The sequence below is a fragment of the Pseudomonas migulae genome (assembly GCF_043225285.1).
Lineage (GTDB): Bacteria > Pseudomonadota > Gammaproteobacteria > Pseudomonadales > Pseudomonadaceae > Aquipseudomonas > Aquipseudomonas migulae_C.
On sequence record NZ_CP171224.1, the window covers coordinates 3474611 to 3499050 of the forward strand.

At 61.9% G+C, this 24440-nt stretch carries 22 protein-coding genes and 1 pseudogene; 9 read left to right on the forward strand and 14 right to left on the reverse strand.

The genetic code is table 11. From position 1 onward, the window contains the following. Positions 1-942 carry a Flp pilus assembly protein CpaB gene (gene cpaB / locus ACF6ZU_RS16005; protein WP_392885134.1) on the reverse strand — a complete coding sequence of 314 codons (942 nt, stop codon included), beginning with the start codon at positions 940-942 and terminating at the stop codon, positions 1-3. Positions 943-1273: 331 nt separating this feature from the next. On the opposite strand from cpaB, the gene ACF6ZU_RS16010 reads away from it, so the two are divergent. Next, a complete protein-coding gene (locus ACF6ZU_RS16010) occupies positions 1274-1483 on the forward strand; it encodes a Flp family type IVb pilin (RefSeq protein WP_392885135.1) in 210 nt (69 codons plus the stop codon). A 66-nt stretch (positions 1484-1549) separates the two neighbouring features. Beyond that, positions 1550-1963 carry a response regulator gene (locus tag ACF6ZU_RS16015; RefSeq protein WP_392885136.1) on the forward strand — a complete coding sequence of 138 codons (414 nt, stop codon included), beginning with the start codon at positions 1550-1552 and terminating at the stop codon, positions 1961-1963. Positions 1964-2276: 313 nt separating this feature from the next. Here the strand turns inward: ACF6ZU_RS16015 and ACF6ZU_RS16020 are convergent, their stop codons facing one another. The 4 genes from ACF6ZU_RS16020 to ACF6ZU_RS16035 all read right to left on the reverse strand — a co-directional run bounded on the left by ACF6ZU_RS16020 (position 2277) and on the right by ACF6ZU_RS16035 (position 8374). Then, positions 2277-3947: a ShlB/FhaC/HecB family hemolysin secretion/activation protein gene (locus ACF6ZU_RS16020; protein ID WP_392885137.1), complete on the reverse strand. Its 1671-nt coding sequence runs from the start codon at positions 3945-3947 to the stop codon at positions 2277-2279. A 126-nt stretch (positions 3948-4073) separates the two neighbouring features. Continuing rightward, positions 4074-5522 carry a collagen-like triple helix repeat-containing protein gene (locus ACF6ZU_RS16025; protein WP_392885138.1) on the reverse strand — a complete coding sequence of 483 codons (1449 nt, stop codon included), beginning with the start codon at positions 5520-5522 and terminating at the stop codon, positions 4074-4076. 642 nt (positions 5523-6164) lie between these two features. Then, entirely contained in the window at positions 6165-7019 is an 855-nt protein-coding gene (locus ACF6ZU_RS16030) for a MaoC family dehydratase (RefSeq protein ID WP_392885139.1), read from the reverse strand. A 2-nt stretch (positions 7020-7021) separates the two neighbouring features. Next, positions 7022-8374 (reverse strand): 3-oxoacyl-ACP reductase, encoded by a 1353-nt coding sequence (locus ACF6ZU_RS16035; RefSeq protein WP_392885140.1) that lies wholly within the window; start codon positions 8372-8374, stop codon positions 7022-7024. Between the two features lie 273 nt (positions 8375-8647). Here ACF6ZU_RS16035 and ACF6ZU_RS16040 point away from each other — a divergent pair, with 273 nt between their 5' ends. Both ACF6ZU_RS16040 and ACF6ZU_RS16045 read left to right on the forward strand, forming a co-directional pair. Further along, entirely contained in the window at positions 8648-9925 is a 1278-nt protein-coding gene (locus ACF6ZU_RS16040) for an acetyl-CoA C-acetyltransferase (protein ID WP_392885141.1), read from the forward strand. 195 nt (positions 9926-10120) lie between these two features. After that, positions 10121-10912, forward strand: a complete 792-nt coding sequence (locus ACF6ZU_RS16045; protein ID WP_392885142.1) for an AraC family transcriptional regulator — start codon at positions 10121-10123, stop codon at positions 10910-10912. A gap of 92 nt (positions 10913-11004) precedes the next feature. On the opposite strand, the gene ACF6ZU_RS16050 is transcribed toward ACF6ZU_RS16045, so the two are convergent. Then, positions 11005-11772 carry a methyl-accepting chemotaxis protein gene (locus tag ACF6ZU_RS16050; RefSeq protein ID WP_390959830.1) on the reverse strand — a complete coding sequence of 256 codons (768 nt, stop codon included), beginning with the start codon at positions 11770-11772 and terminating at the stop codon, positions 11005-11007. 138 nt (positions 11773-11910) lie between these two features. Beyond that, a pseudogene (locus ACF6ZU_RS16055) lies at positions 11911-12951 on the reverse strand (cache domain-containing protein); the annotation flags it as partial. A 448-nt stretch (positions 12952-13399) separates the two neighbouring features. Here ACF6ZU_RS16055 and ACF6ZU_RS16060 point away from each other — a divergent pair. After that, the gene (locus tag ACF6ZU_RS16060) at positions 13400-14293 is read left to right on the forward strand and encodes a PA4780 family RIO1-like protein kinase (RefSeq protein ID WP_392885143.1); all 894 of its coding nucleotides are present in this window, start codon (positions 13400-13402) and stop codon (positions 14291-14293) included. A 148-nt stretch (positions 14294-14441) separates the two neighbouring features. Here the strand turns inward: ACF6ZU_RS16060 and cueR are convergent, their stop codons facing one another. The 3 genes from cueR to ACF6ZU_RS16075 form a co-directional block, all read right to left on the reverse strand. After that, entirely contained in the window at positions 14442-14864 is a 423-nt protein-coding gene (cueR, locus tag ACF6ZU_RS16065) for a Cu(I)-responsive transcriptional regulator (RefSeq protein WP_392885144.1), read from the reverse strand. Continuing rightward, positions 14861-17254, reverse strand: coding sequence for a heavy metal translocating P-type ATPase (locus ACF6ZU_RS16070; RefSeq protein WP_392885145.1), 2394 nt, complete (start codon positions 17252-17254; stop codon positions 14861-14863). Before ACF6ZU_RS16070 ends, cueR begins: the two co-directional genes overlap by 4 nt. A gap of 188 nt (positions 17255-17442) precedes the next feature. Further along, positions 17443-17826: a hypothetical protein gene (locus ACF6ZU_RS16075; RefSeq protein ID WP_008038759.1), complete on the reverse strand. Its 384-nt coding sequence runs from the start codon at positions 17824-17826 to the stop codon at positions 17443-17445. A 148-nt stretch (positions 17827-17974) separates the two neighbouring features. Here ACF6ZU_RS16075 and ACF6ZU_RS16080 point away from each other — a divergent pair, with 148 nt between their 5' ends. Both ACF6ZU_RS16080 and ACF6ZU_RS16085 read left to right on the forward strand, forming a co-directional pair. After that, positions 17975-18172, forward strand: coding sequence for a cation transporter (locus ACF6ZU_RS16080; RefSeq protein WP_392885146.1), 198 nt, complete (start codon positions 17975-17977; stop codon positions 18170-18172). 225 nt (positions 18173-18397) lie between these two features. Beyond that, positions 18398-19594: a multidrug effflux MFS transporter gene (locus tag ACF6ZU_RS16085; RefSeq protein ID WP_392885147.1), complete on the forward strand. Its 1197-nt coding sequence runs from the start codon at positions 18398-18400 to the stop codon at positions 19592-19594. Positions 19595-19602: 8 nt separating this feature from the next. Here ACF6ZU_RS16085 and ACF6ZU_RS16090 read toward each other — a convergent pair whose 3' ends face one another. The 3 genes from ACF6ZU_RS16090 to ACF6ZU_RS16100 form a co-directional block, all read right to left on the reverse strand. Continuing rightward, positions 19603-19776, reverse strand: a complete 174-nt coding sequence (locus ACF6ZU_RS16090; RefSeq protein ID WP_392885148.1) for a hypothetical protein — start codon at positions 19774-19776, stop codon at positions 19603-19605. A 136-nt stretch (positions 19777-19912) separates the two neighbouring features. Beyond that, the gene (locus ACF6ZU_RS16095; protein WP_392885149.1) at positions 19913-20926 is read right to left on the reverse strand and encodes a zinc-binding alcohol dehydrogenase family protein; all 1014 of its coding nucleotides are present in this window, start codon (positions 20924-20926) and stop codon (positions 19913-19915) included. 31 nt (positions 20927-20957) lie between these two features. Continuing rightward, positions 20958-21251, reverse strand: a complete 294-nt coding sequence (locus tag ACF6ZU_RS16100; RefSeq protein WP_392885150.1) for a putative quinol monooxygenase — start codon at positions 21249-21251, stop codon at positions 20958-20960. Positions 21252-21367: 116 nt separating this feature from the next. Here ACF6ZU_RS16100 and ACF6ZU_RS16105 point away from each other — a divergent pair, with 116 nt between their 5' ends. After that, positions 21368-22297, forward strand: coding sequence for a LysR family transcriptional regulator (locus ACF6ZU_RS16105; RefSeq protein ID WP_392885151.1), 930 nt, complete (start codon positions 21368-21370; stop codon positions 22295-22297). A 314-nt stretch (positions 22298-22611) separates the two neighbouring features. Further along, positions 22612-23346: an ArsR/SmtB family transcription factor gene (locus tag ACF6ZU_RS16110; protein ID WP_392885152.1), complete on the forward strand. Its 735-nt coding sequence runs from the start codon at positions 22612-22614 to the stop codon at positions 23344-23346. A gap of 115 nt (positions 23347-23461) precedes the next feature. On the opposite strand, the gene ACF6ZU_RS16115 is transcribed toward ACF6ZU_RS16110, so the two are convergent. Next, on the reverse strand, positions 23462-24415 hold the full coding sequence (locus ACF6ZU_RS16115; RefSeq protein ID WP_392885153.1) for an adenosine deaminase: 954 nt from the start codon (positions 24413-24415) through the stop codon (positions 23462-23464). Positions 24416-24440: the final 25 nt, after the last annotated feature.

Consider the following 24440-nt stretch of genomic DNA (forward strand, 5'->3'; position numbering starts at 1 on the left):
TCAGGGAGTTTGTTGCGTGATTTCGTTGCCGCGGATGACTTCCACACTCGACTTGCGGGGGGCCGCAATGCCGGTGGCGACAGGTTTGGGCGGGGACGTCATGGCCAGCTGGTTGAACTGGATCAACTCGCGATTGGCACTGGCAAGGTTGGCAGGTGCCGCAGCCTCGCCAGCCCAGTAACGGGACAGGCGTTTCTCGTCGGCGCTGCGGACGGCCAGACGCAAAACCCCGGCCTGTGTCGCCAGCATCAGACGGCTCAACAGGGCTTCGGGTACGGCGAGCAATACGGTCCGGGCGCTGGTCCGCGATTGTTCCTGCTTGATCGGGTCTTCAGCGCTGCGCGCCGGGCTGGCGGGCTGACCGTCGTTGGTCAGGCCCAGTTGATCGCCCACCCCGAGAACCCGCAAGGCCGGGATCACCAACTGTGCCGAAGGCTGAGGGTTGTTGGCGTCCATGCGCAGGAACAGCAGCACATCGACGTAGTCCCCCGGCGTCAATTGGCCACCGGCATTGATCACTTCGTCGACGGCCACGGCAAGGGCACGTTCATCGGGACGAATCATTCGTGCGAGCTTGCTGCCGGCCTCGAAGCTTTCTTCGTTGAGCCAGCTGCCGGCGGTCAAGGCACGCCAGGTGGTGCGCCCCACCGCCTGATCGAGACGGGTCAGGCTGCCGGCGGGAACGATGGCGAGTTTTTCCAGGGCAACGTCGGCGGCGGTAATGTGTTCGAACGGCGCGACGTCACGCAGCAGCACCACCACCGGATGACGGGTGGGGTCTTCGACCGCGATGGTTTGTTGGGGGGCCGCAGAGGTGGCGCTTTCAGCTGGCGCGAGCGGGGCGGCAGTTGGCTGGCGGCTCAGCGTCAGCCCCCAATAGCCGGCAAAAATGGCGCCCACCAGAAACAACCCGGCGAGGCCCAGCGTGACACGACTGTTCATGACGGCTCTCCCTTTCCTGCTGCTTAAACAACCCCGTCATTTCCAACGAGACAACTTATCCATCAGGCAGCTATGAACACTGAAATCATTTCGCTATTTGACGGTAGCGCAGCTAGAGCGAAACGCCATTACTGCCCTGAAAATTAACTGAATAATTGAGAATTCGACCTGAATCAGGCGCTTTTTTGGCGTCAACGAAAGGGCTAATACTTTAGTGATAATTCGTTCTTACAGTTGTTGGCGGAACAAATGCCGACAATGCTGATGCTGGCATAGGGGAATCATGTTGCGGCCGTGCAACACCCGATGCGCCCTTCAAGGAGAAGTCGTCATGTCCTTTAGCAGCGTTGTTGAGCGGATCAAAACCGAAGTCGTTTTCTACATCAATCTGGCGAAAGACACCGAAGGTGCTTCGGGTATCGAGTATGCGATTATCGCGGGGATGGCGGCGGTTGCGCTGGCGGCTTTCATGACGCCGATCTCGGGTGCGATCACCACGATGTTCACCACCATCAAGGCTGCGCTGGTACCGACGCCTTGATCTGCAATTTGCCAACTTGCCTGAGTGGTCCTAACGTCATCGCTTAGTCCATTGCAGGAAAATCCCATGAATGCTCCCGCACTCCCTCGCCAACAGCTGCTTCTGGTCGATGATGAAGAGGACGCACTGCTTGAGCTGGCGGAGTTGCTGGAGGGCGAGGGCTTTCATTGCCTGACGGCCGTTTCGGTGAAGGCCGCGTTGCAGCACCTGACCCGTCATCCTGATATCGCCCTGGTGATCACTGATCTGCGCATGCCGGAGGAGAGTGGCATGTCGTTGATCAAACGGTTGCGCGAGCACACTTCACGTCAGCACCTGCCGGTAATCGTGACGTCGGGGCATGCGGACATGGAGGATGTCAGCGACATGTTGCGCTTGCAGGTGCTCGACCTGTTTCGCAAGCCGATCTATCACGTGCGGTTGCTGGAGACGCTGAACAATCTGTTTCCGCAGCCGAGAGTGACCCTGGTCAGTGGCTGATTGGTTGGCGGCTTAAGCCCAACCCCAGCGCCCTTCTGTAGGAGCGAGCCTGCTCGCGATGACGCCCTTCCAGACAACCATTTCCCCAAATGTACCCAATCCCCTGTAGGAGCCGGCTTGCCGGCGATGGCGGCCGCGGGATCACCGCACATTTCAAAACCGATCGCCAGCAAGCCGGCTCCTACAGTAGATCCATGTACGACGCCGACCTTGTGGGAGCTGGCTTGCCAGCGATGGCGGCCGCGGGATCACCGCACATTTCAAAACCGATCGCCAGCAAGCTGGCTCCTACAGTTGATCGACGTACACCGGCCTACAGCTGATAACTGAAACTGATGCTGTACCGCGGCTTGCGGTTGAACGTGTCGAGCGCTTCATCCGACATGGGCTTGGCCGCTTCCAGCGCGATGTTGTAGTACTTCGCATCGCCGAATCGCAATCCCACTGCAGCCGAGGACAGGTTGTTGCCCTTGACCGGCAATTCGTTGAACCAGGTCTTGGCCCGATCCAGCACCACATAGGGTTGCAGAATCCGCACCCAGTTGCCGTCGCGGTTGAAACTGTAGTTCAGCTCATACGCCACGCCCCAACCCTTGTCGCCCGACGCCTGGTCGTCGGGGTAGCCGCGACCGAAGTTCTGCCCGCCGAACACCGCGCGCTCGCTCTCGGGCAAGGTGTCGTCACTCCAGTACAGCGCGGCGGAGATCACGCCCTGCCAGTTGTCGAAAAACTTGTCGCTCTGCACGCCGGACAAACGCATCCGGAAGAAGTCCAGGTCGAGGTCGGTGTTGTTGGTTTTCGCCCCCATGCCGTCGATGCCCTGGTACAGCCCGCCGCTGAGAATCCGCAATTGTTTTTCATCAGCCTTGCGCCAGTCGCTTTCGAAGGCGAGGGCGCGGATGTCGGAGCGTTGCTCGAAGCTCAACGGGAAACCGACGACCTTGTAGCGCGTCTTGTCGTTGACCGCATACAACCGCGCGCCGGCGCTGAGCAGTTCGTTGGGAGCCGCGATTAGCGGGTGGCTGAAGCCGATGGAATAGCGATCGTTTTCACGGTGCGGCTTGAGTTCGATGCCGTTATCCAGTTGCACGTTGGTGCCCGGATCCGCGCGGTAACGCGAGGCGGACAGCGCCAGTTGCGTGCCCTCGGCATTGAGGAACTGGTTGTAGTCGAGACGGTAGTAATGCTCATCGTCGTCCCCAGGTGGAAACAGGCCGCTGAGGCTCAGTTGTTCGCCCATGGACGTTTGCGAGTTGCTGCTGACACCGAGTAGGGCCTGGGTGCCGTTGCGGTTGTCCTCGGTGGCGCTGAGGCTGCTGGTGAACGGTTTGCGGCTGGCCTGGGCGACAAGGTAAGCCGCGCCGTCGGTGGTGCCGGGTGGCGGCACTTGCGCCTGCAAGGTCACGCCCGGGATGCGGCTCATCAGCGTGGTGTAGCGTTCGAAGGTTTTGCGCGTCAGGGGCCGTTCGGTCTGAAGTTTGGCCACCAGCTTGTCGAGCAGGCCTTTGACCCGTCCGACGTCGCCCTGCAACTGATAATCCTTGATGTAACCCTCAACCAGCACCACGCGCACCGTGCCGCTGTCGAAACTTTGTTGAGGCAGGAACGCGTACGACAGCAGATAGCCGTCCTGTTGGTAGCGTCGCGTGATGCTGCGAGTGGCTTCGATCAGGTCGGCGAGGCTGCTTTCGTGGCCGAGCAGTGGCTGATAGAGCGCGGCCAGTTCGCTGAGCGGGTAGATTGTTCCGCCTTCAATCTGCACGGTGCTGATGGTGACTTTGGTGCCCATCATCAGCGGTTGGCCCTGCGTCGCACCGGGCTCCGGCACCTGCAACGGCGTGGCACTCGGGCGGTAGGCGTCGGCGGGGAGGTTGGGTACAGGGAGGTTGCGGATGGTGTCGTTGCTGTTGAGGAAACTCGGGAGGGTGTCTGCGAGGGTGCAGGTACTGACAGTGAGAAACAACAACGAAGCCACTACGCGCATATGACACTCCCTGTTCATCGCCTGGACCTTCATGTCCAAAGAAAAAGCGGAAGACTCATGTGAATCTTCCGCCTCCAACCAAGCGTAGGCGCTGTAGGTAAGGCCGTCGAATCGGCCAGGTGCAAATTAGCGTCTGTTGCCAGTCAGGCCACCGAGGAGACCGCCGAGACCACCGCTCGTGCCGGTGCCGCCGTTGACCAGCCCGCCAGCGGCGGTGACGGTGTTGCCCAGCGAGGTCACGGTGTTGCCGAGTGCGGCGGTGACCGGGTTGGCATTGCTGGCGGCAATCGCACCGCCGAGGTTGGCTACCGCGCCGCCGGCCTGACCGGTGAGGCCGGCGACCGGGCTGCCGAGGCCGGTGGCGGCGCCGAGGTTTTGGGTGAGTCCGGTCACCGCGTTCGTCACAGGATTGATCGCCGTGCCGATGTTTGCGCCGACGGTAGCCAGAGGCGCAGTCGGACTGAGATTGGCGACGCCGCTGCCGCCCAGGCCACCACCAACGGTGGCCACGAGATTACCGCCAGCGACGCCGTTTTTACCTGCTGCACCGACCACGCCATTGCTGCCGCTCAGGCCTTGGCTGAGGTTGACCACGGCGCCACCAACGGTTTCCAGCAAACCGTTGCCACCCAGGCCGTCGCCGGTGCCTGAATTCGTGCCATTGGACACCAGGCCGCCCGCCTTGCCGACTGCCGTGCCGGTGTTGCTCAAGGCGTTGCCGAGGGTGTCGGTCACCGCATTGCCATTACCGGAATCGGCCACTTGGTCACCGACGCCTTCGACGGTGTCGCCGACTTTCTTGATGATGCCTTTTAGTGGATCGCCCAAGCCTGTGGTGTCGCCCACTTTGTCGGTGGTGTTCTCCACCAGGGCAATCACCGGTACCAGTCGGCTGCCGACTTCCTTGGTCACCGAGCCCAATGGGCCGCTGGTGGTGGCGGTGCTCAGGGTGTCGCCGAGCATGGTGACTCGTTCGCCGACGCCATCCACGACCGGTGCGACTCTGGTCACCACGCCGCCCACCAGCGGAATGCTGTTGGTGGCGGTGGCGAGTTTGCCGCTGACATCGGAAACGCCGTTGCCGACATCCTGTACCACTCCGCCCACCGCCGAAGCCGTGACGCCGAGGCCATTCGGATCCGTAGCCAGTTTGCCTATGCCATTGCCCAGGCCGTCACCCAAAGTAGTGACGACATTGCCGGCGGTGTTGGCGACGCTTTGCACCACGCCACCGACCACTGGAACCGAACTCAGGGAGTCGCCGATCTGGCCCACGCCATCGCCGAGACCGCTGACGGTGGTGCCGACGTCCTGAACCAGCGTGGTGGTCACCAGCGGTGCAACGGTCGGTGGAGTGGTGCCGCCACCGCCTGTTCCGCCACCGGTGCCGCCACCGGTGCCGCCACCCGTTCCACCGCCTGTGCCGCCACCGGCACCCGCCGCGGTCGAGCTGTCAGGTGACGAACTGTCGGAGCTGCTGTGATGACCGCCACCACCGCTACTGCAACCGGCCAGGCTGAGGGAGAGGATGAGCGCCAATGCGGTTGCCGACTTGTAGATAACTTGAGTGTTCATGAGTGAGAGTCCTTGCACCTGTAACAACGTCGTTGTTTTCGATAGCTCGCCGTTTCTGTCGTCGGCGATGCCTTCGTCCGTTGTCCACATAACAATCGCAAGGGCTCTGCGGCGCCATTCTCCAGTTGGTATTAACCCCTTGTATACGGACACGCCGGTGCCGCCTAAGGACTAATACCTTGGAACAGGCGTCAAAAAATAATCTGTTGTAAATCAACGAAGCGGTTTTTGCGGGGGGAGGTGAAGGTCGCGGGAAAACTTAAGTGATATACACACAATTGACCATGTACATCCCGACTTCCCACACACGCCACATAACCCTGTAGGAGCCGGCTTGCCGGCGATGGCGTCCAGAAGACCATCGCACTGTCCGGCTTTTTTCGCCAGCAAGCTGGCTCCTACAGTTGATCGGTGTATGACGCGGATTTTGTAGGAGCTGGCTTGCCGGCGATGGCGTCCTCGAGAACACTGCACTGTCCGGCTTTTTTCGCCAGCAAGCTGGCTCCTACAGTTGATCGGTGTACGACGCGGATTTTGTAGGAGCTGGCTTGCCGGCGATGGCGTCCTGGAGGGCACCGCACTGTCTGAAATTTTTCGCCAGCAAGCCGGCTCCTACAGGTGGTGTGGTTTTCAGCGGGGAGGTCAGGCCACCGGTCGCCAATGCCCGACCATGTGCTCCAGATCCCCCGCGCCGACCAGTTGAAAATCACCACTCGAACCTGCGGCGCTGGCAAGTAACGTCACCTCGCCAGGCAACCTCACCGGCTTGCGAAACTGCACGGCGATCTCGACGTTGGCGGTCGGCAGGTGATCGCTCAGCGCCGCCAGTGTCCGTGCCTTGTTCCATAAACCATGGGCGATGGCGGTCGGGAAGCCGAACAGTTTGGCGCTCACGGCGCTGAGGTGAATCGGGTTGTAATCGCCGGACACTTTGGCGTATCGCCGACCGATATCCGCCGGCGCTTTCCAGCGGGTCACCTCAATCAGCGACATCGGCGAAGCAAGCACTTCCGCCACTGGTTCTCCTTCGAGTTTCACCCCGCGGCACAACATCCGGCTTTCCGCTTCCCACAGCGGCCCCAACTGATCGTCGAGCGTCGTCACCAGGTCGAACGTCGACCCTTTGGCGTGGGGTTGCAGGTTCTGCACGTGCACACTGATCCGCGCGCGATTCACCCCACCCATGGGCCTGAACACGCGAATGCAGTTGCTCAGGTGAATCAGCCCTAGCAGCGGGAATGGAAAGTCCTTCGCCGTGAGCAATTGCATCTGCAAGGCGAACGCGAGGATGTGCGGATACGTCGGCGGCAACAATCCGTTGTCGGCGAACCCGCAGACTTCGCGATAAGCCGCCAAGCGTTTCGGATCGACGTCGACCCAGCAGCGCAACCCCGTATCGGGCAGCGTGGTACCGGTGATCTTGCGGCGCGTCGCGGCTTGCACATACAACCCGGGCAGGCTCGGTTCGTGATTGAGTGGGTGCCAGTCAGTCGTCATCGCTAAGCCCCCAGAACACTTTGTCCGCAGACCCGCAGCGCCTGCCCGGTGAACGCGCCGGTGCCCGGTTGCGCCAGCCACGCCACCGCTTCGGCAACGTCTTGCGGCAGACCGCCCTGGCCCAGCGAACTCATGCGCCGGCCGGCTTCACGCAAGCCGAACGGAATGTGCGCGGTCATTTGCGTCTCGATGAATCCCGGTGCCACTGCGTTGATGCTGATCCCGCGCTCATTCAGCAACGGCGCCCAGGCTTCGGCCAGGCCAATCAAGCCGGCCTTGCTCGCCGCGTAATTGGTCTGCCCTCGATTGCCGGCGATGCCGCTGATGGAGGCCAACAGAATTACCCGGCCGTGGTCGCGCAACGTGCCGCTGTCGAGCAACGCCTTGGTCAGCACCTGAGGGGCGTTGAGGTTGACCGCGAGCACCGCATCCCAGAATTCCGGGGTCATGTTGGCCAGGGTTTTGTCCCGGGTGATGCCGGCGTTGTGCACCACGATATCCACTCCGTCGGGCAACTGTTCGATCAGTTGCGCGGCGGCGTCCTCGGCACAAATATCCAGGGTGATGCTGCGCCCGCCGAGGCGTGCGGCGAGGGCTTCCAGCTCGGTCTTGGCCGGTGGCACGTCGAGCAGAATCACCTCGGCGCCATCACGGGCCAGGGTTTCGGCAATCGATGCGCCGATGCCGCGCGCCGCGCCGGTGACCAGCGCCTTGCGGCCCGACAATGGACGTGTCCAGTCCGCCACCGGCGTGTCGCAGGCGTCCAGGCGAATCACCTGCCCGGACACGAAGGCGCTTTTGGGCGACAGAAAAAACCGCAGCGGGCCTTCCAGTTGATCCTCGGCGCCTTCACCGACATGGATCAGCTGCAAGACGCCGCCGCTGCGCAACTCCTTGGCCAGCGACCGACTGAACCCTTCAATCGCCCGTTGCACGCTGGCTGCAAACGGATCGCTCAATGTCTTCGGCGCCCGCCCGAGAATGACCAGGTGCGCCGAGCTGTCGAGGTTTTTCATCAGCGGCTGAAAGAACTCGCGCAGCTGCTTGAGCTGGTCGGTGTGCACCAGGTCACTGGCGTCGAACACCACGGCTTTCAACTTGGGGCCATGACCGGGAATCCATGCCGTGGCCAGCGAAGGTTCGGCGCCGTAGCTGTAGATCGCATCGGTCAGGCGATTGGCGAAGGCGCGGACTTTTTCCGTCAGCGGGCCACCGCCGATCAGCAGCGCGCCTTCGACCGGACGCAGGCGGCCGGCCTGCCAGCGCTCCAGCCGTACCGGCGACGGCAGACCCAGGGCCCCGACCAGACGATGGCCGATGGACGAATTGGCGAAGTCGATATAGCGGTCAGACATGGAACGCGCTCCAGCAGCTGGGGTTCAAAGTGTGGACCACGAATGGCAATCAGTCGTTCGATCCGCGAGATAAGGCCTACGCTTGGACAGTGCAGTTAGGCTTTATCCCGGATTTTGTGGCGATGCAATCCTTGTAGGAGCGAGCTTGCTCGCGAAGAACTTCAAAGCACCGCGTTAATCCTGGATTCACGCGTTATCGTTGACGTCCATCGCGAGCAAGCTCGCTCCTACAGGGATCGGTGTTGATATTTGGATTTTCATCAGGAGCTTTTCATGACTCAGCTGCGCCGCGTCGCGATCATCGGCGGTAACCGGATTCCCTTCGCCCGCTCCAACGGGCCGTACGCCACCGCGAGTAACCAGGCGATGCTCACCGCAGCGCTCGAAGGCCTGATCGAACGTTTCAACCTGCACGGTCTGCGCATGGGCGAAGTGGCGGCCGGCGCGGTACTCAAGCATTCCCGGGACTTCAACCTGACCCGCGAATGCGTGCTCGGCTCGCGCCTGTCGCCGACCACCCCGGCGTATGACATTCAGCAGGCGTGCGGCACCGGTCTCGAAGCGGCGTTGCTGGTGGCGAACAAAATCGCCCTGGGCCAGATCGAGTGCGGCATTGCCGGTGGCGTCGACACCACGTCCGACGCGCCGATCGGCATCAACGAAGGCCTGCGCAAAATCCTCCTGCAAGCCAACCGCGCCAAGACCACCGCCGACAAACTGAAAACCTTCCTGCAACTTCGGCCGGGTCATCTCGTCCCGGAATTTCCGCGCAACGGCGAGCCGCGCACCGGCCTGTCGATGGGCCAGCACTGCGAGCTGATGGCGCAGACCTGGAACATCCCGCGCGCCGAGCAGGATCAATTGGCGCTGGAGAGCCATCAGAAACTGGCCGCGTCTTACAGCGAAGGCTGGCACAACGACCTGATGACGCCTTTCTTTGGCCTGACCCGCGACAACAACCTGCGCCCGGACCTGACCCTGGAAAAACTCGCCTCGCTCAAACCGGCCTTCGAAAAAAGCGCCAAGGGCACACTGACCGCCGGCAACTCCACACCGCTCACCGACGGCGCCTCGCTGGTATTGCTGGGCAGTGAAGAATGGGCGAAGGAACGCGGCTTGCCGATCCTCGCCTATCTGCGCGATGGCGAAGCGGCGGCGGTGGATTTCGTCAACGGTGCCGAAGGGCTGTTGATGGCGCCGGTGTACGCCGTGCCGCGTTTGCTGGCGCGCAATGGCCTGACCTTGCAGGACTTCGATTACTACGAAATCCATGAAGCCTTTGCCGCGCAAGTGCTGTGCACCTTGAAGGCCTGGGAAGACCCGGAGTACTGCAAGACCCGACTGGGTCTCGACGCGCCACTGGGCTCCATCGACCGCAGCCGGCTCAACGTCAAAGGCAGTTCATTGGCGGCGGGGCACCCGTTTGCGGCCACCGGCGGGCGTATTGTCGCCAACCTCGCCAAGCTGCTCGATGCCGCCGGAAAGGGACGAGGGCTGATCTCGATTTGCGCGGCGGGCGGGCAGGGCGTCACCGCCATCATCGAACGCTGAACATTTTTACGGGCTGACATCTGAACCTGTGGGAGCGAGCCTGCTCGCGATAGCGGTGTGTTAGTTAACAAATTTATCGACTGATACACCGCTATCGCGAGCAGGCTCGCTCCCACAGGGTTCAGTGGTGTTGATCGGGGAGGTGACATGGCCTAACGTCGCCTCATCAGTCATCTCGCGATACAAGGCCCGCCAATGGCGACTAACGGACAACAATCTCTCGAACGGACCATCCCGGCCCTGACCGTGCTGCCGCGTCCTTTGTACGCGCGGGCAGAAAGCCTCAACGCCGGTTCATGGACGCCGTCTCATCGCCATGACTGGGTGCAGTTTTCCTACGCGATCAGTGGCGTTCTCGGGGTGCACACCGCCGAAGGCAGTTTCTTTGCGCCGCCGCAATGGGGGATCTGGATTCCGGCGGATTTCGAGCATCAGGTCGTGACCTCGATGCGCGCCGAGATGCGCAGCCTGTATGTGCGCCGCGAAGATTGCCCGTGGGCGGACGAGCGTTGCCGGGTGCTGGAAGTGACGCCGCTGGCTCGTGAGCTGATCAAGAGTTTTTGTTTGCTGCCCGTTGAATATCCACAGGGCGACAGTCCGCAGGCACGGCTGGTGAGTGTGCTGCTGGACCAATTGGCGACGCTGCCCGAGGTCGGCTTCTCCTTGCCGTTGCCACGTCATGAGCGGTTGTTGGGGTTGTGCAACGAGTTGATCGAGAGCCCGGAGCAAAACGTGACGCTACAGGAATGGGCGCAGCGATTGGGCACGTCGGAGAAGACCCTGATGCGCCTGTTCCAGCGTGAAACCGGGCTGAGTTTTCGCGGCTGGCGGCAGCGGATGCGGTTGCTGTCGTCGCTGAGCTTGCTGGAGGAGGGTGACAGCGTGACCAATACCGCGCTGGCGTGCGGGTATGACTCGACGTCGGCGTTTATTGCGGCGTTCAGAGGGTTGTTCGGGTTTACGCCGGGAGAGTTGTTTCGGCAGTGAGACCGCCATCGCTGGCAAGCCAGCTCCCACAGGGTTTTCGCGATTCCCTGTAGGAGCTGGCTTGCCAGCGATCGACCGCGAAGCGGTCGCCGTCAGGTACGGAACCGACGAACCAAGCCATCCAGCTCGTTCGACAAACCTGCCAGGCTCTGCGAGTCCAGCCGCGCCGAGTTGGCCAGTTCCGCCACCAGCTGCGCATCGCCATGGATCTGGCTGATGTGCCGGTTGATGTCTTCCGCCACCTGATGCTGCTGTTCCGCCGCCGTAGCGATCTGGGTGTTCATGTCACGGATCACGTCCACCGATTCGCGGATCTGCCCGAAGCTGCTGCGCGCTTCGCCGATACGGGTCACCGACTGCTGCGACACTTCCAGGCTCGCGTGCATTTGCTGGGTCACCTGGCTGGTGCGCTTGGCGAGGTTGCCGAGCAGGCCGTCGATTTCCGCCGTGGAGTCGGCCGTGCGTTTGGCCAGCGCCCGCACTTCGTCCGCCACCACCGCAAAACCGCGACCTTGCTCACCGGCCCGCGCTGCTTCGATCGCTGCGTTCAGTGCCAGCAGGTTGGTCTGTTCGGCAATCGAACGGATGGTCCCGAGAATCGATTGAATGTCGTTGCTGTCGCGTTCCAGTTGCTGCATCGACTGCGCCGACTGCTCGATTTCCTGGCTCAGCCGATCAACGCTGGTCACTGCCGCGTCAATCTGCTGCTGACCTTCACGTGCCTGACGCTGGCCGCTGTCGGCCGATTCGGCGGCCTGGCTGCAGGAGCGCGCGACTTCGTTGGCGGTGGCGACCATTTCGTGGAACGCGGTGGAGACCATGTCCACCGCTTCGCGCTGACGTCCGGCCGCTTCGGCCATGTCATCGGACACCTGGGTCGAGCTTTTGGAGGTGGCGAGAATCTTCGTCGCGGCACCGCCGATGCTCTGGATCAGGTTGCGAATCGCCGCCAGGAACTGGTTGAACCAGCTGGCCAGTTGTGCGGTTTCATCGCTGCCACGGATTTGCAGGTTATGGGTCAGGTCGCCTTCGCCCTGGGCGATGCCTTCCAGGCCATCGGCCACGCTGCGGATCGGCCGCACGATAAGGCTGGCGAAACTGGCGCCGACGATGGCGAAGACCACGGCCAGTACGGCGGCGATGATCGCGATCAGCCAGGTCAGCTGCGTCGCCGAACTCATCACGTCGCTCTGCTTGATCAGGCCGATAAAGGTCCAGCCCAGTTGCTCCGACGGCCAGACGTTGGCCATGTAGCGCTCACCGTTGAGCTCAACTTCGACCAGGCCTTTGCCGGCCTTGGCCAGTTGCGCATAGCCATCGCCGAGGCTGCTCAGGTTCTTGAAGTTGTGTTCCGGTTGCTTCGGATCGACCAGCACGGTGCCGGAGTTCTCCAGCAGCATCAGGTAGCCGGTTTCGCCGAGCTTGATCTGTTTCACCAGTTCGGTGAGCTGTTTGAGCGACACGTCGATACTGACTACGCCGCCGTTGGTGCCCAGCTTGTTGTCGATGGTGCGTACGGTACTGACGTAGGACGTATCATTTTCGGCCCAGTAATAGGCCTCGGTACGGAACGGCTTGCCCGGCTTGGCCTGGGCCGCCTTGTACCACGGGCGCTGGCGCGGGTCGTAGTTGGCCAGCTTGGCATCGTCCGGCCACGACACGTATCCGCCGGCTGCGGTGCCGAGGATGGCGTAGGCGTAGGAAGGATGGGCGTTGCCCAGTTCCTGCAGGAAGTTGAAGAGTTTCTTGTCCGACTCGCCTTGTGGAACGCTGGCGGCGTCGGCCTTCATGTAGGTCTTGAGGCTGTCGTCGGAGTTGGTGATCAGCGGTTGCTTGGCCAGGTACTCGACGTTTTGGCTGATGCCGTCGAAGAACAGCTGCATGGCATTGCTGACCTGCCGGATCTCGCGGCCGCTGCCGTCGACGAAATCGTCCTTGGCGTCACTGCGCAGGTTCAGCACAACGAGGGTGGCGACCAGCACCACCGGCAAGCAGGCGATGATTGCAAACGCCCACGTCAACTTCTGTTTAATGTTCATCCGCGCTCCAGATTTTCTTGTAGGCCCACGCAGTGCAGATGACTCGCGGAATTATTGGCAGCCGTAAATGGTTATTTGTTGAACCCGATCCCTTGGGTGCGCCATCGTCTTCTTTCGGAGCGATCGTCGGACAATTCACTTTGTTACAGATGACTTCGGCTGTTGGAGGCGGAAATTGAGGGCAATCGAAAAAAATCCTACGAAGGGTATGCAGCGGTATGTCGGATTCTGTCGCAAATCCCCTCGAATCCCTTCTCCAACAAGCGCTGCCGGCTCGGCTATGATCCTTGTCGGTTGATGAACCCCGGCGGGATTGCCGGGTTTTTTTCGGCACATTGTGTGCATCCGCAACGTTCATAGGTCGGCAACCCCTCCCCCGAAGGAGTGGATTGCCGTATAACGAATGACTTTCGCGTGTTTGGTAATAAAGGACCCACAATAAAAGCTGATGAAGACTCCAAAACGCATTGAACCCCTGATCGAGGACGGTCTGGTCGACGAGGTGCTGCGCCCACTCATGAGTGGTAAAGAAGCAGCTGTTTATGTGGTGCGCTGCGGCAACGAGTTACGTTGCGCGAAGGTCTACAAGGAGGCGAATAAACGCAGTTTCCGCCAGGCGTCCGAGTATCAGGAAGGTCGCAAGGTGCGCAACAGTCGGCAGGCCCGGGCCATGGCCAAGGGCTCCAAGTTCGGCAAGAAAGAAACCGAGGACGCCTGGCAGAACGCCGAAGTGGCGGCGCTGTTTCGTCTGGCCGGCGCCGGTGTCCGGGTGCCGCAGCCTTTCGACTTCCTGGAAGGCGTGCTGTTGATGGAGCTGGTGGCCGACGAGTACGGCGATGCCGCGCCACGCCTGAATGACGTGGTGCTGGAGCCGGACCAGGCGCGCGAATATCACGCGTTCCTGATTTCGCAGATCGTGCTGATGTTGTGTACCGGTCTGGTGCACGGTGACCTGTCCGAGTTCAACGTGCTGTTGACGCCGACCGGTCCGGTCATCATCGACCTGCCCCAGGCAGTCGACGCAGCGGGCAACAACCACGCGTTCAGCATGCTGGAGCGGGACGTGGGCAACATGGCGTCCTACTTCGGGCGGTTTGCCCCGGAGTTGAAAAAGACCCGTTACGCCAAGGAAATGTGGGCGCTGTACGAAGCCGGCACCTTGCACCCGGCCAGTGTCTTGACCGGCGAGTTCGACGAGCCGGAAGAGTTGGCGGATGTCGGCGGGATCATGCGTGAAATCGAGGCCGCCCGCCTCGATGAAGAGCGCAAGCAAGCGATCCGCACGGCAGATGACGCGCCACCGAGTAAAACCGAAGAACCGCCTCCACCGTGGATGCAGTGATCGGATAAAAAAACCCGGCTTCGGCCGGGTTTTTCATGAGCGCCAATCCACCTGTAGGAGCCAGCTTGCTGGCGATAAACCCCTAGAACGCCGCGGGGTGTCAGGCTGCCAGCGTTATCGTTGACGACCATCGCCAGCAAGCTGGCTCCTACATTGGATTACTAGCCACCGGTACTGCGCAGCAGCCCGACTCAAGGTTCTTGAGGATCGGACAATCAGGACGGTGATCACCGTGGCAGTGCTCGACCAGATCCTGCAACGTATCGCGCAACTGGCCCAGCTCGAGAATTTTCTGGTTCAGCTCTTCAATGTGCTGACGCGCCAGCGCCTTCACATCGGCGCTGGCCCGCTGGCGGTCTTGCCAGAGGGTCAGCAGCTTGCCGACCTCCTCCAGTGAAAACCCCAGGTCCCGCGAACGCTTGATGAACGCCAGCGTGTGCAAGTCATCGTCGCCATACACCCGGTAACCGCTGTCGGTGCGATGGGCCGCCTTGAGCAGGCCGATGGATTCGTAATAACGGATCATCTTCGCGCTCAGGCCACTGACGCGGGCCGCTTGGCCAATGTTCATCGGTTGTCCTCCAGGTCCTTGGGTTTCCAGGTTTTCAACAGTAGCGCATTGCTCACCACGCTGACGCTCGACAGCGCCATCGCCGCGCCGGCCAGCACCGGGTTGAGGAAACCGAACGCCGCCAGCGGAATGCCAATCAGGTTGTAGACGAACGCCCAGAACAGGTTCTGACGAATCTTCGCGTAGGTCTTGCGGCTGATCTCCAGCGCGGCGGGGACCAGTCGCGGATCACCGCGCATCAGGGTAATCCCTGCGGCGTGCATGGCCACATCAGTGCCGCCGCCCATGGCGATGCCGATGTCGGCGGCAGCCAGCGCCGGAGCGTCGTTGATGCCGTCGCCGACCATCGCCACCACCCCGGTTTTCTTCAGTGCGGCGACGGTGGCGGCTTTATCGGCCGGCAGCACTTCGGCGTGGACATCCTTGATGCCGAGCGCTTCGGCGACCACTCTGGCGCTGCCGCGATTGTCGCCGGTCAGCAAGTGGCTGCTGATGTGGCGCTCGCTGAGTTGCTGCACCGCGAGCAGCGCGCCGGGTTTGAGCGTGTCACCAAAGGCGAACAGGCCGAGCACTTTCGGTTGCGGACTCTGTTCGATCAGCCAGGACAGGGTCCGGCCTTCGGTTTCCCATGCGCTGGCGGAATCCGCCAAGGGGCCGAGGCCAAGACCACTTTCTTCCAGCAAGCGCCGATTACCCAGTGCCAGCCGCCGACCGTCGAGTGTGCCGGCGATGCCGCGGCCCGTCAGCGATTGACTGTCGCTGACGTCCGCCACGGCCAGGTCACGCTCGGTGCATGCATCGAGAACCGCCTTGGCCAATGGGTGTTCACTGCCGCGTTGCAGGGCGCCGGCCCATTGCAGCAGGGCGGATTCGTCGCCGTCGATGGCGCTCAGATGGGCGATGCGCGGCGCTCCGGAAGTCAGCGTGCCGGTCTTGTCGAAGACCACGGCGCTGACTTCATGGGCACGTTCCAAAGCCTCGGCGTCCTTGATCAGAATGCCGTAGCGCGCTGCCACGCCGGTGCCGGCCATGATCGCGGTGGGCGTTGCGAGCCCGAGGGCGCAAGGGCAGGCGATCACCAACACCGCGACGGCGTTGATCAGCGCCGTTTCCATCGGCGCGCCGTACAGCCACCAGCCGACCAGGGTGGCCAGTGCGATCAGCAGAACCGCTGGCACAAACACCTGGCTGACTTTATCCACCAGTTTCTGGATGGGCGCTTTGGCGGCCTGAGCGTCTTCCACCAGACGGATGATCCGCGCCAATACGGTTTCCGCGCCCAAGGCCTGGGTGCGCACCAGCAATCGGCCTTCACCGTTGATGGCGCCGCCGGTGACTTTGTCGCCAGGCTGTTTCGGCACGGGCAGGCTTTCACCGCTGATCAGCGCTTCGTCGGCGTGGCTCTGGCCTTCGAGAACCTCGCCGTCCACCGGGAAACGTTCGCCGGGTTTGACCAGCACCAGATCATTCACGCGCAAGGCACTGATGGCGACGTCCTGCTCTCGACCGTCGATCACCTGGATCGCCCGCTCGGGACGCAGCGCTTCGAGGGCGCGGATGGCGCTGGCGGTCTGGCGTTTGGCGCGGCTTTCGAGGTATTTGCCCAGCAGCACCAAGGCAATCACCACCGCCGAAGCTTCGAAGTACAGGTGCGGCATGCGCCCGGCGGCGGTGGCCCATTCGTAGAGACTCAAGCCATAACCGGCGCTGGTGCCGAGGGCGACCAGCAGGTCCATGTTGCCGGCCCTGGCGCGTACCGCTTTCCACGCCGCCACATAAAAGCGTGCGCCGAAGATGAATTGCACCGGTGTGGCCAGCGCGAATTGCACCCACGCCGGGAGCATCCAGTGCACGCCGAACGGTTGCAGCAACATCGGCAGCACCAGCGGCAAGGCGAGGGTGATCGCCAGGATCAGCGCCCAGCGTTCACGCTGCAGGCGCTGTTGTTGAAGGTCGGTGTGCGGTTGCTCGGCTTCCCAAAGGCTGGCGCTGTAGCCCGCTTTGGTCACGGCGCCGATCAGGGTTTGTGGATCAATCTGCCCGAGCAGTTCGAGGTGCGCCCGTTCGTTGGCCAGGTTGACGCTGACGCTTTTGACTCCCGGCACTTTCGCCAGTGCGCGCTCGACGCGACCAATGCAGGAGGCGCAGGTCATGCCGTCGATGCTCAATTCCAGGCTGTGCTGCGGCACGCTGTAACCGGCTTGCTGCACCGCTTCCATCAATGCGGGCAGGCTGTCGCTGGGCGCCTGGACCCGCGCCTGCTCGGTGGCCAGGTTGACGCTGACGGCAGAGGCGCCGATGACTTTGCTTAACGCTCGCTCGACACGCCCGGCGCAACTGGCGCAGGTCATGCCGGCAATCGGCAGATCGAACGTGGTGGATTCGGACATCGGTCGCGCTCCCTGTAGAAGATGCCTACAGGATCAACCTTGCCATGCTGGCAAGGTCAAGCGCCATTCAAAACGCTCCGCCGTAATCTGTGGGAGCGAGCCTGCTCGCGAATGCGGTGTGTCATTCATCGCTGATTTAACTGATAACCCGCATTCGCGAGCAGGCTCGCTCCCACAGGGGTTCAGGGTCAGTAATCGAGGGCTGTCGGCTTCAGGTACATCCCTTCCTGCGTCATCGCAATCCGGAACTTCAACACATCCCCGGCCTTGAGCGAGATGTTCTGCGAGCCCGGTGCCAGCATCCCCGGATTGCAACCCGGCGCCTGGCCCGGCAGCAATTTCAGGCGCAGTGACACGTTGCCTGGCGGCAGGTTGAACGACGTGCTTTGCTCCTGAAACAGCCGCGCCGACAGTTGATCCTGGATGTATACGCCGATTTCGCAGTTGGTCGACACTTCCAGCCGCTCGCGGGAAATGATCAGTACCCCGTAATCCTCCCCGGCAGCGTTGACCGAGGGCACGGCGGCGAAAAGGCTGAGGAAGCCAAACAGGCTGAGAGCTGACCAGCGCATGGCTGAATCTCCTGAGATCGAGTCATAGATGCACGCAGCTTGGCCGAGCGCGGCGCCGATTGCCAGCCCGGCAGTTTGTTTCAGAACTTGACCTTGCCATGGTGGCAAGCTCGAGACTGCTGGCAACCTCACGAAAAGGAGTCATTCCATGCAAGTGTTCAACGTTCAGGGCATGTCCTGCGGCCACTGCGTCAAGGCCATCACCCAGGCGCTGCAAGCCAGGGATCCCGCGGCCAGCGTGCGGGTCGATCTGGCGGCGAAGGAAGTCGGGGTCGAGAGTGCGTTGACCACCGATCAAGTGATCGCCGCGATCAGCGAAGAAGGCTATGAAGTGAAAGTCGCCTGAGACCTCTACAAAAATCCCTGTAGGAGCGAGCCTGCTCGCGATGGCGGTGTGTCATTCAGCAATGCTGTCGACTGACACCCTGTCATCGCGAGCAGGCTCGCTCCCACATTTGAATTGTTGTGCTCAGCCAGGGGTTTTTAATAGTTAGCGAGCTATCGGAATGTTCAAGGCGTCCCCGCACGGCTAGACTGTGTGGCTGCCGACCTCAGTCCCACTGGATGCCTGATGAACTTCCGTACCATTTTGATTCTTGGCGCCCTGAGCGCTTTTGGACCGCTTGCGATCGATTTCTACCTGCCGGCGTTCCCGGCCATGGCGCTGGCGTTCGGCACCGATGAACAACATGTCCAGCTGACACTCGCGGCCTACTTCCTCGGTCTGTCGATTGGCCAGCTGATGTACGGCCCGATGGCGGATCGTTTTGGTCGGCGTATCCCGCTGCTGACCGGCGTCGGCCTGTTCACCGCTGCTTCCCTGGCGTGCGCCTATGCGCCGAATCTTGAATGGCTGCTCGCTGCGCGTTTTGTCCAGGCGCTGGGCGGTTGCGCGGGGATGGTGATTTCCCGGGCGATCGTCAGTGACAAATGCGATGCGGTGGGCTCAGCGAAAGTCTTTTCACAGCTGATGCTGGTCATGGGCCTGGCGCCGATTCTCGCGCCGATGCTCGGCGGCTTGCTGGTCAACACCACGGGCTGGCAGTCGATCTTCCTCGTGCTGACCGGTTTCAGTGCCCTGGCGGGACTGGCCGTTGCGCTGGGGTTGCCGGAAAGCATGCCGGCGCATGTCCCGCGCCAACCGCTGTCGGGCGCGTTGCGCCAGTACGGTCGCCTGTTGTCGGACCCGATTTACCTCGGCCACGCCCTGACCGGCGGCATCGCCATCGCCGGGATGTTTGCCTACATCGCCGGTTCACCGTTCGTCTTCATCAAACTCTATGGCGTGCCGGCCGAGCACTTTGGCTGGCTGTTCGGCACCAACGCGGCGGGTTTCATTCTGGTCGCGCAGGTCAACGCGCGGTTGCTGGCCAAGCGTGGCCCCGCGTTCCTGCTGGCGCGTACCGTGTGGATTTACCTGGCTGCGGGCCTGACGCTGCTGGGAGTCAGTTCGCTGCACACCGAGCAACTGTGGCCGTTGTTGATTCCGCTGTTTATCTGCATCGCCAGCCTCGGTTGCATCCTGCCCAACGCCTCGGCCTGCGCCATGAACGGGCAGGGCGCCCGCGCGGGCAGTGCGTCGGCGATGCTCGGTTGCCTGCAATTCAGCGTCGCCGCCGGGGCCGCTTCGCTAGTGGGTGTCTTGTACGACGGCAGCGCCATGCCGATGGCCATGGTCATCAGCCTGTGCGGGATTCTGGTGGTGAGCGTAGCGATGCTCACCCGACGTTTGCAAAATGCCCGGGCACTGGCGCAAGCCCAGGTGTGAGGAAGGCCTCAGCCAACAGCGCGTTGTTGCTGCTGGACGGGAATCTGATGGGGAGCTTGCAATCGCGCTTCGAGGGTGCGGGTGAAGGCCCGCGCTTCGGCTTCGCTGCGGAAGGTGACGGCGTGTTGGTCCAGGCGAACTTGCCATTGGGACGTTGCCACTTCTTTTATCAGGATCTTCATTGCTGACCTCCTTAAGTAAAAGATTTGCATCACTGAGGTCACGATTGTAGACCCGAATACGATCGCAATTATGACAACGGTCAACCTTCGGACTGACGGTGTCGTCCTACAGGGACGACACTTGTATCAATGTGTTTCAGAAACCTTCGAGCACGATCTTGCCCTTGGATTTGCCGCTTTCCAGCAGCTCATGGGCGCGCCGCAGATTGGCGGCATTGATCGTTCCGAAGTGTTCGCCCACCGTGGTTTTCAGCGTTCCGGCGTCGATCAGCCCGGCCACGCGATTGAGCAGGTTGTGTTGCTCGATCATGTCCGCCGTTTCGAACAGCGAGCGGGTGTACATGAACTCCCAGTGCAGTGACAGGCTCTTGCGCTTGAGCTTGGTCACGTCCAGCGCCTTCGGATCGTCGATCAGCGCGAGTTTGCCTTGGGGCGCCAACGCCTCGACCAACTGGTCCAGGTGCTGATCGGTCTGGGTCAGGCTGGCGACGTGAGTGACCTGCGCGACGCCCGCGCGTTTCAGTTCTTCGCTCAATGGCTGGCTGTGGTCTATCACCAGGTCGGCGCCCAGTTCACGCACCCAGCTCTGGGTTTGCTCGCGTGAAGCAGTGCCGATGACTTTCAGCCCGGTGAGCTGGTGCGCCAGTTGGGTGAGGATCGAGCCGACACCACCGGCCGCCCCGACGATCAGCAGGCTCTGACCTTCATCGGTTTTGTCTTCACGCACTTGCAGGCGCTCAAAGAGCAATTCCCACGCTGTGATCGCCGTCAGCGGCAACGCGGCCGCTTCGGCGAACCCGAGGGTTTTCGGCATATGGCCGACGATCCGCTCATCCACCACGTGCAGCTCGCTGTTGCCGCCGGCACGGGCGATGGAACCGGCATAAAACACCTTGTCGCCGGCCTTGAACAACGTCACTTCGCTGCCGACCGACTTGACCACGCCGGCCACATCCCAGCCCAGCACTTTGGCTGCACCGTTTTCTGGCTGGACGTTCTGGCGGACCTTGGTGTCCACCGGGTTGACCGAGATGGCTTTGACTTCCACCAGCAGGTCGCGCGGGCCGGCGACCGGTTCCGGCAGTTCGATGTCTTGCAGGGATTGCTCGTCGCTGATCGGCAGCGAGGCGTAGTAGGCAATGGCTTTCATAAGGGATTCCTGAACGGTAATAGAAGAAGGGTCAGGCCACGGAACGCAGGCGTTTGAGGTCGAAGTGGTCGATCAGGTCGCCGGCGCGGGCGCGAAAGTTCTGGATGTGCGCGCTGGCGTCATGGGCTTGCAGGGCTTCGTCGCTGCTCCATTGTTCAATCATGTAGAAGGCCAGCGGATTGGCGAGGTCCTGATGCAGATCGTATTGACCGCAACCAGCCTCGGCGCGAGTCGGCTCCAGCAGCGCACGCAGATGCTGTTCGAGTGCGTCTTGCTGGCCAGGTTTGGCGATCAGGGTGGCAATGGCGGTGAAAGGCTGTGACATGTTCGACTCCGGGAACGGTTGATTTCGATGAGGCAGATGATTGGCTATTTCTCTGCAAGATAAAACCCGCTAAAAGAGCAGTCTCTTTCAATATTATTTTGATAATCGAGGCTGAAATGCTGCGTTTTGATGACTTGCAGTTGTTCGTCCGGGCGGCGGACCTCGGCAGCCTGTCCGCCGCCGCGCGGGGCATGGACATGTCGGCGGCGGTGGCCAGCGCCGCGTTGAAACGCATCGAGCAACAACTCGGCGCCCGCTTGCTCGCCCGGTCCACACGCAGCCTGCGCCTGACCGCCGAGGGCGAAGGATTTCTCGAGTACGCCCGGGCGGCATTGAGCAACCTCGATGAAGGCCGCCGTTTGCTGGCCAGCGGTCAGGACCAGGTCAGTGGCGTGTTGCAGTTGTCGGCGCCCTCGGATTTCGGCCGAAACCTGCTGTTGCCGTGGCTGGACGAGTTCCAGCGTGAACACCCGAAACTGACCGTGCGCCTGCTGTTGGGCGATCGCATCGCCGACCTGTTCCGCCAGCCGGTGGACATTGCCCTGCGCTATGGCGAGCCGGAAGACTCCAGCCTGGTGGCGCTGCCTATCGCCCCGCACAACCGCCGCGTGCTGTGCGCCGCGCCGAGTTACCTGGCCCGGCATGGCGAGCCTCGGCAACTGGAGCAACTGGCGCAGCACAATTGCCTGCTGTTCATGCTCGGCAGCCGGGTTCACGACCATTGGAGTTTTCACGACGGCAAGCGCGACGTCAGCCTGACCGTCAGCGGCGACCGCTTCAGCGACGATGCCGATGTGGTGCGCTTGTGGGCCGTGGCAGGTGCCGGGATCGCCTACAAGTCCTGGCTCGATGTCGCCGCCGATGTGTTGGCCGGTCGCTTGAAAGTACTGATGCCGGAGTTGATTTGTGAGCGCGCACCGCTGAATTTGCTGTGCGCCCATCGCGCACAATTGAGTAAGCCGGTGAACCTTCTGCGGGAAATGCTTGCCAGCCGATGTACTCGACTGGGCAGTCAATTTCCCGTGTTGGCGGGGGGCGATCATTAGTCGCAGGCAAATAGCGAAATTTCCCTCAGGATCAATCACCACCAATGGTTTCCGAAGGGCAGGAACCGACCGTCAACGCGCTTATACTAGCGCCCGCCTCATGTACGCACCGTCGATCTCGCCATGGCGAGTCCGCGTTCGAACCGATCTGGGTCCACGGCCAATCCCGACCTTTGAAGGGTCTTCAAAGCAGTGGCTTGTGTGGGTGGATGGCATTAGCCGGTTCAGGCGGTTTCCACGTCTTGGCCGACGACACATTACTGGTCAAGATGTCTCCGAGCAGTAGACGAAACGATTCAACAGGGAGTGAATACATGGAACATGCACCTTGCATCAGCCAGATCGCCACGTTGCTGGCTGACCCAAAGCGCAGCGCAATGATGTGGGCCTTGATGGACGGCGCTGCGCGACAGGCCGAAGAGCTGGCATTGCTGGCCAGGCTGTCACCGTCTTCGGCCAGTGCACACCTGGGGCGTCTGTCCGCCGGAGGTCTGTTGAAAGTCGAAACCCGCGGCCGCAAGCGGTTCTTCCGGCTGGCCGCGCCCGAAGTCGGGGCCGCGATCGAAGCGCTGGCCAGTGCGACGATCGCCAGTACGCCTCGGGACATTCCCGATATTTTCAAACGCACCCCTCCCATCCCCAAACGTCAGGCCGCGCCTTCATCCTTGTTGCGCGCGCGGCTCTGCGACGATCATTTGGGCGGCACGCTGGCGGCTGATCTTTATCAACGCTTGCTGGATGCGGGCTGGATCGAGCAGTTCGATCATCGGGTGTCGATCACGCACAAGGGCGCCACGCAACTGGCAACCCGCGGGGTGTTCGTCCAGGCGCTGGCGCACAGCACCAGCCGTGCGGCCTGCGCTTGTCCCGACTGGAGCGAAAGACGTCCGCACATGGGCGGCTCACTGGGGGCGGCGCTGCTGCAATTGTTCATGCAAACCGGCTGGCTGACACTGCCGAATGATTCGCGAGCCTTGCACATCACGGCGACGGGGCAGCGTGAAATCCAGCGGTTCGCCCAGGAAACCGAGCTGGAGATGGCGCTTTAGAAAACACACCGACCTGTAGGAGCCGGCTTGCCGGCGAAGAGGCCTTCACATTTAACGCTGAATGTGAGTCCGCTATCGCCGGCAAGCCGGCTCCTACTAGGGTGGGTGTTTTGGCTCAGGGTTTGACCAACCGCGCATCCAGGCTGTTTTGCGCCAGGCGCTTCGCCTGGTCCTGGGTCATGCCCAGATCGGTGTACAGCGCGTGGAAGTTCTCGGTCACGTAACCGCCGAAGTACGCCGGGTCATCCGAGTTGACGGTGACTTTCACGCCACGCTCCAGCATGTCGAGAATGTTGTGCTGGGACATGTGATCGAACACGCAGAGCTTGGTGTTCGACAGCGGGCACACGGTCAACGGGATCTGCTCGTCGATGATCCGCTGCATCAGGCGTTCGTCTTCGATGGCACGGACGCCATGGTCGATCCGCTGGATTTTCAGCAGGTCGAGGGCTTCCCAGATGTACTCCGGCGGACCTTCCTCACCGGCGTGGGCGACGGTCAGGAAGCCTTCGTGACGGGCACGGTCAAACACGCGCTGGAACTTGCTCGGCGGGTGACCCATCTCCGAACTGTCGAGGCCGACGGCCACAAACGCATCGCGGAACGGCAGCGCCTGGTCGAGGGTTTTCTCGGCTTCTTCTTCGCTCAAGTGGCGCAGGAAGCTCAGGATCAAACCGCTGGTGATGCCCAGTTGCTGCTCGCCATCCTTCAGTGCGGCGGCGATGCCGTTGAGCACCACTTCGAACGGGATGCCACGGTCGGTGTGGGTCTGCGGGTCGAAGAACGGTTCGGTGTGAATCACGTTCTGCGCCTTGCAACGCAACAGGTACGCCCAGGTCAGGTCGTAGAAATCCTGGGAGGTGCGCAGCACGTCGGCGCCCTGGTAGTACAGGTCGAGAAACTCTTGCAGGTTGTTGAAGGCGTACGCCTTGCGCAGGGTGTCGACATCGCTCCATGGCAGGGCGATCTTGTTGCGTTCGGCCAGGGCGAACAGCAGCTCGGGCTCCAGCGAACCCTCCAGGTGCAAGTGCAGTTCTGCCTTGGGCAGGGCGTTCAGCCAATCGTACATTGTGGAAATCTCATCAGGTGCAATG

Bases quoted from the DNA above. Each gene is read 5' to 3' on its own strand.
- ACF6ZU_RS16075 (WP_008038759.1), bottom strand. From the start codon at position 17,826: ATGCGCTGGTCAGCTCTCAGCCTGTTTGGCTTCCTCAGCCTTTTCGCC.
- ACF6ZU_RS16060 (WP_392885143.1), top strand. From the start codon at position 13,400: ATGAAGACTCCAAAACGCATTGAACCCCTGATCGAGGACGGTCTGGTC.
- ACF6ZU_RS16100 (WP_392885150.1), bottom strand. From the start codon at position 21,251: ATGTCACAGCCTTTCACCGCCATTGCCACCCTGATCGCCAAACCTGGC.
- ACF6ZU_RS16015 (WP_392885136.1), top strand. From the start codon at position 1,550: ATGAATGCTCCCGCACTCCCTCGCCAACAGCTGCTTCTGGTCGATGAT.
- ACF6ZU_RS16105 (WP_392885151.1), top strand. From the start codon at position 21,368: ATGCTGCGTTTTGATGACTTGCAGTTGTTCGTCCGGGCGGCGGACCTC.
- ACF6ZU_RS16030 (WP_392885139.1), bottom strand. From the start codon at position 7,019: ATGACGACTGACTGGCACCCACTCAATCACGAACCGAGCCTGCCCGGG.
- ACF6ZU_RS16115 (WP_392885153.1), bottom strand. From the start codon at position 24,415: ATGTACGATTGGCTGAACGCCCTGCCCAAGGCAGAACTGCACTTGCAC.
- ACF6ZU_RS16080 (WP_392885146.1), top strand. From the start codon at position 17,975: ATGCAAGTGTTCAACGTTCAGGGCATGTCCTGCGGCCACTGCGTCAAG.
- ACF6ZU_RS16070 (WP_392885145.1), bottom strand. From the start codon at position 17,254: ATGTCCGAATCCACCACGTTCGATCTGCCGATTGCCGGCATGACCTGC.
- cpaB (WP_392885134.1), bottom strand. From the start codon at position 942: ATGAACAGTCGTGTCACGCTGGGCCTCGCCGGGTTGTTTCTGGTGGGC.
- ACF6ZU_RS16035 (WP_392885140.1), bottom strand. From the start codon at position 8,374: ATGTCTGACCGCTATATCGACTTCGCCAATTCGTCCATCGGCCATCGT.
- ACF6ZU_RS16050 (WP_390959830.1), bottom strand. From the start codon at position 11,772: ATGGCCGAAGCGGCCGGACGTCAGCGCGAAGCGGTGGACATGGTCTCC.
- ACF6ZU_RS16025 (WP_392885138.1), bottom strand. From the start codon at position 5,522: ATGAACACTCAAGTTATCTACAAGTCGGCAACCGCATTGGCGCTCATC.
- ACF6ZU_RS16020 (WP_392885137.1), bottom strand. From the start codon at position 3,947: ATGCGCGTAGTGGCTTCGTTGTTGTTTCTCACTGTCAGTACCTGCACC.
- ACF6ZU_RS16045 (WP_392885142.1), top strand. From the start codon at position 10,121: ATGGCGACTAACGGACAACAATCTCTCGAACGGACCATCCCGGCCCTG.
- ACF6ZU_RS16085 (WP_392885147.1), top strand. From the start codon at position 18,398: ATGAACTTCCGTACCATTTTGATTCTTGGCGCCCTGAGCGCTTTTGGA.
- ACF6ZU_RS16010 (WP_392885135.1), top strand. From the start codon at position 1,274: ATGTCCTTTAGCAGCGTTGTTGAGCGGATCAAAACCGAAGTCGTTTTC.
- cueR (WP_392885144.1), bottom strand. From the start codon at position 14,864: ATGAACATTGGCCAAGCGGCCCGCGTCAGTGGCCTGAGCGCGAAGATG.
- ACF6ZU_RS16040 (WP_392885141.1), top strand. From the start codon at position 8,648: ATGACTCAGCTGCGCCGCGTCGCGATCATCGGCGGTAACCGGATTCCC.
- ACF6ZU_RS16090 (WP_392885148.1), bottom strand. From the start codon at position 19,776: ATGAAGATCCTGATAAAAGAAGTGGCAACGTCCCAATGGCAAGTTCGC.
- ACF6ZU_RS16095 (WP_392885149.1), bottom strand. From the start codon at position 20,926: ATGAAAGCCATTGCCTACTACGCCTCGCTGCCGATCAGCGACGAGCAA.
- ACF6ZU_RS16110 (WP_392885152.1), top strand. From the start codon at position 22,612: ATGGAACATGCACCTTGCATCAGCCAGATCGCCACGTTGCTGGCTGAC.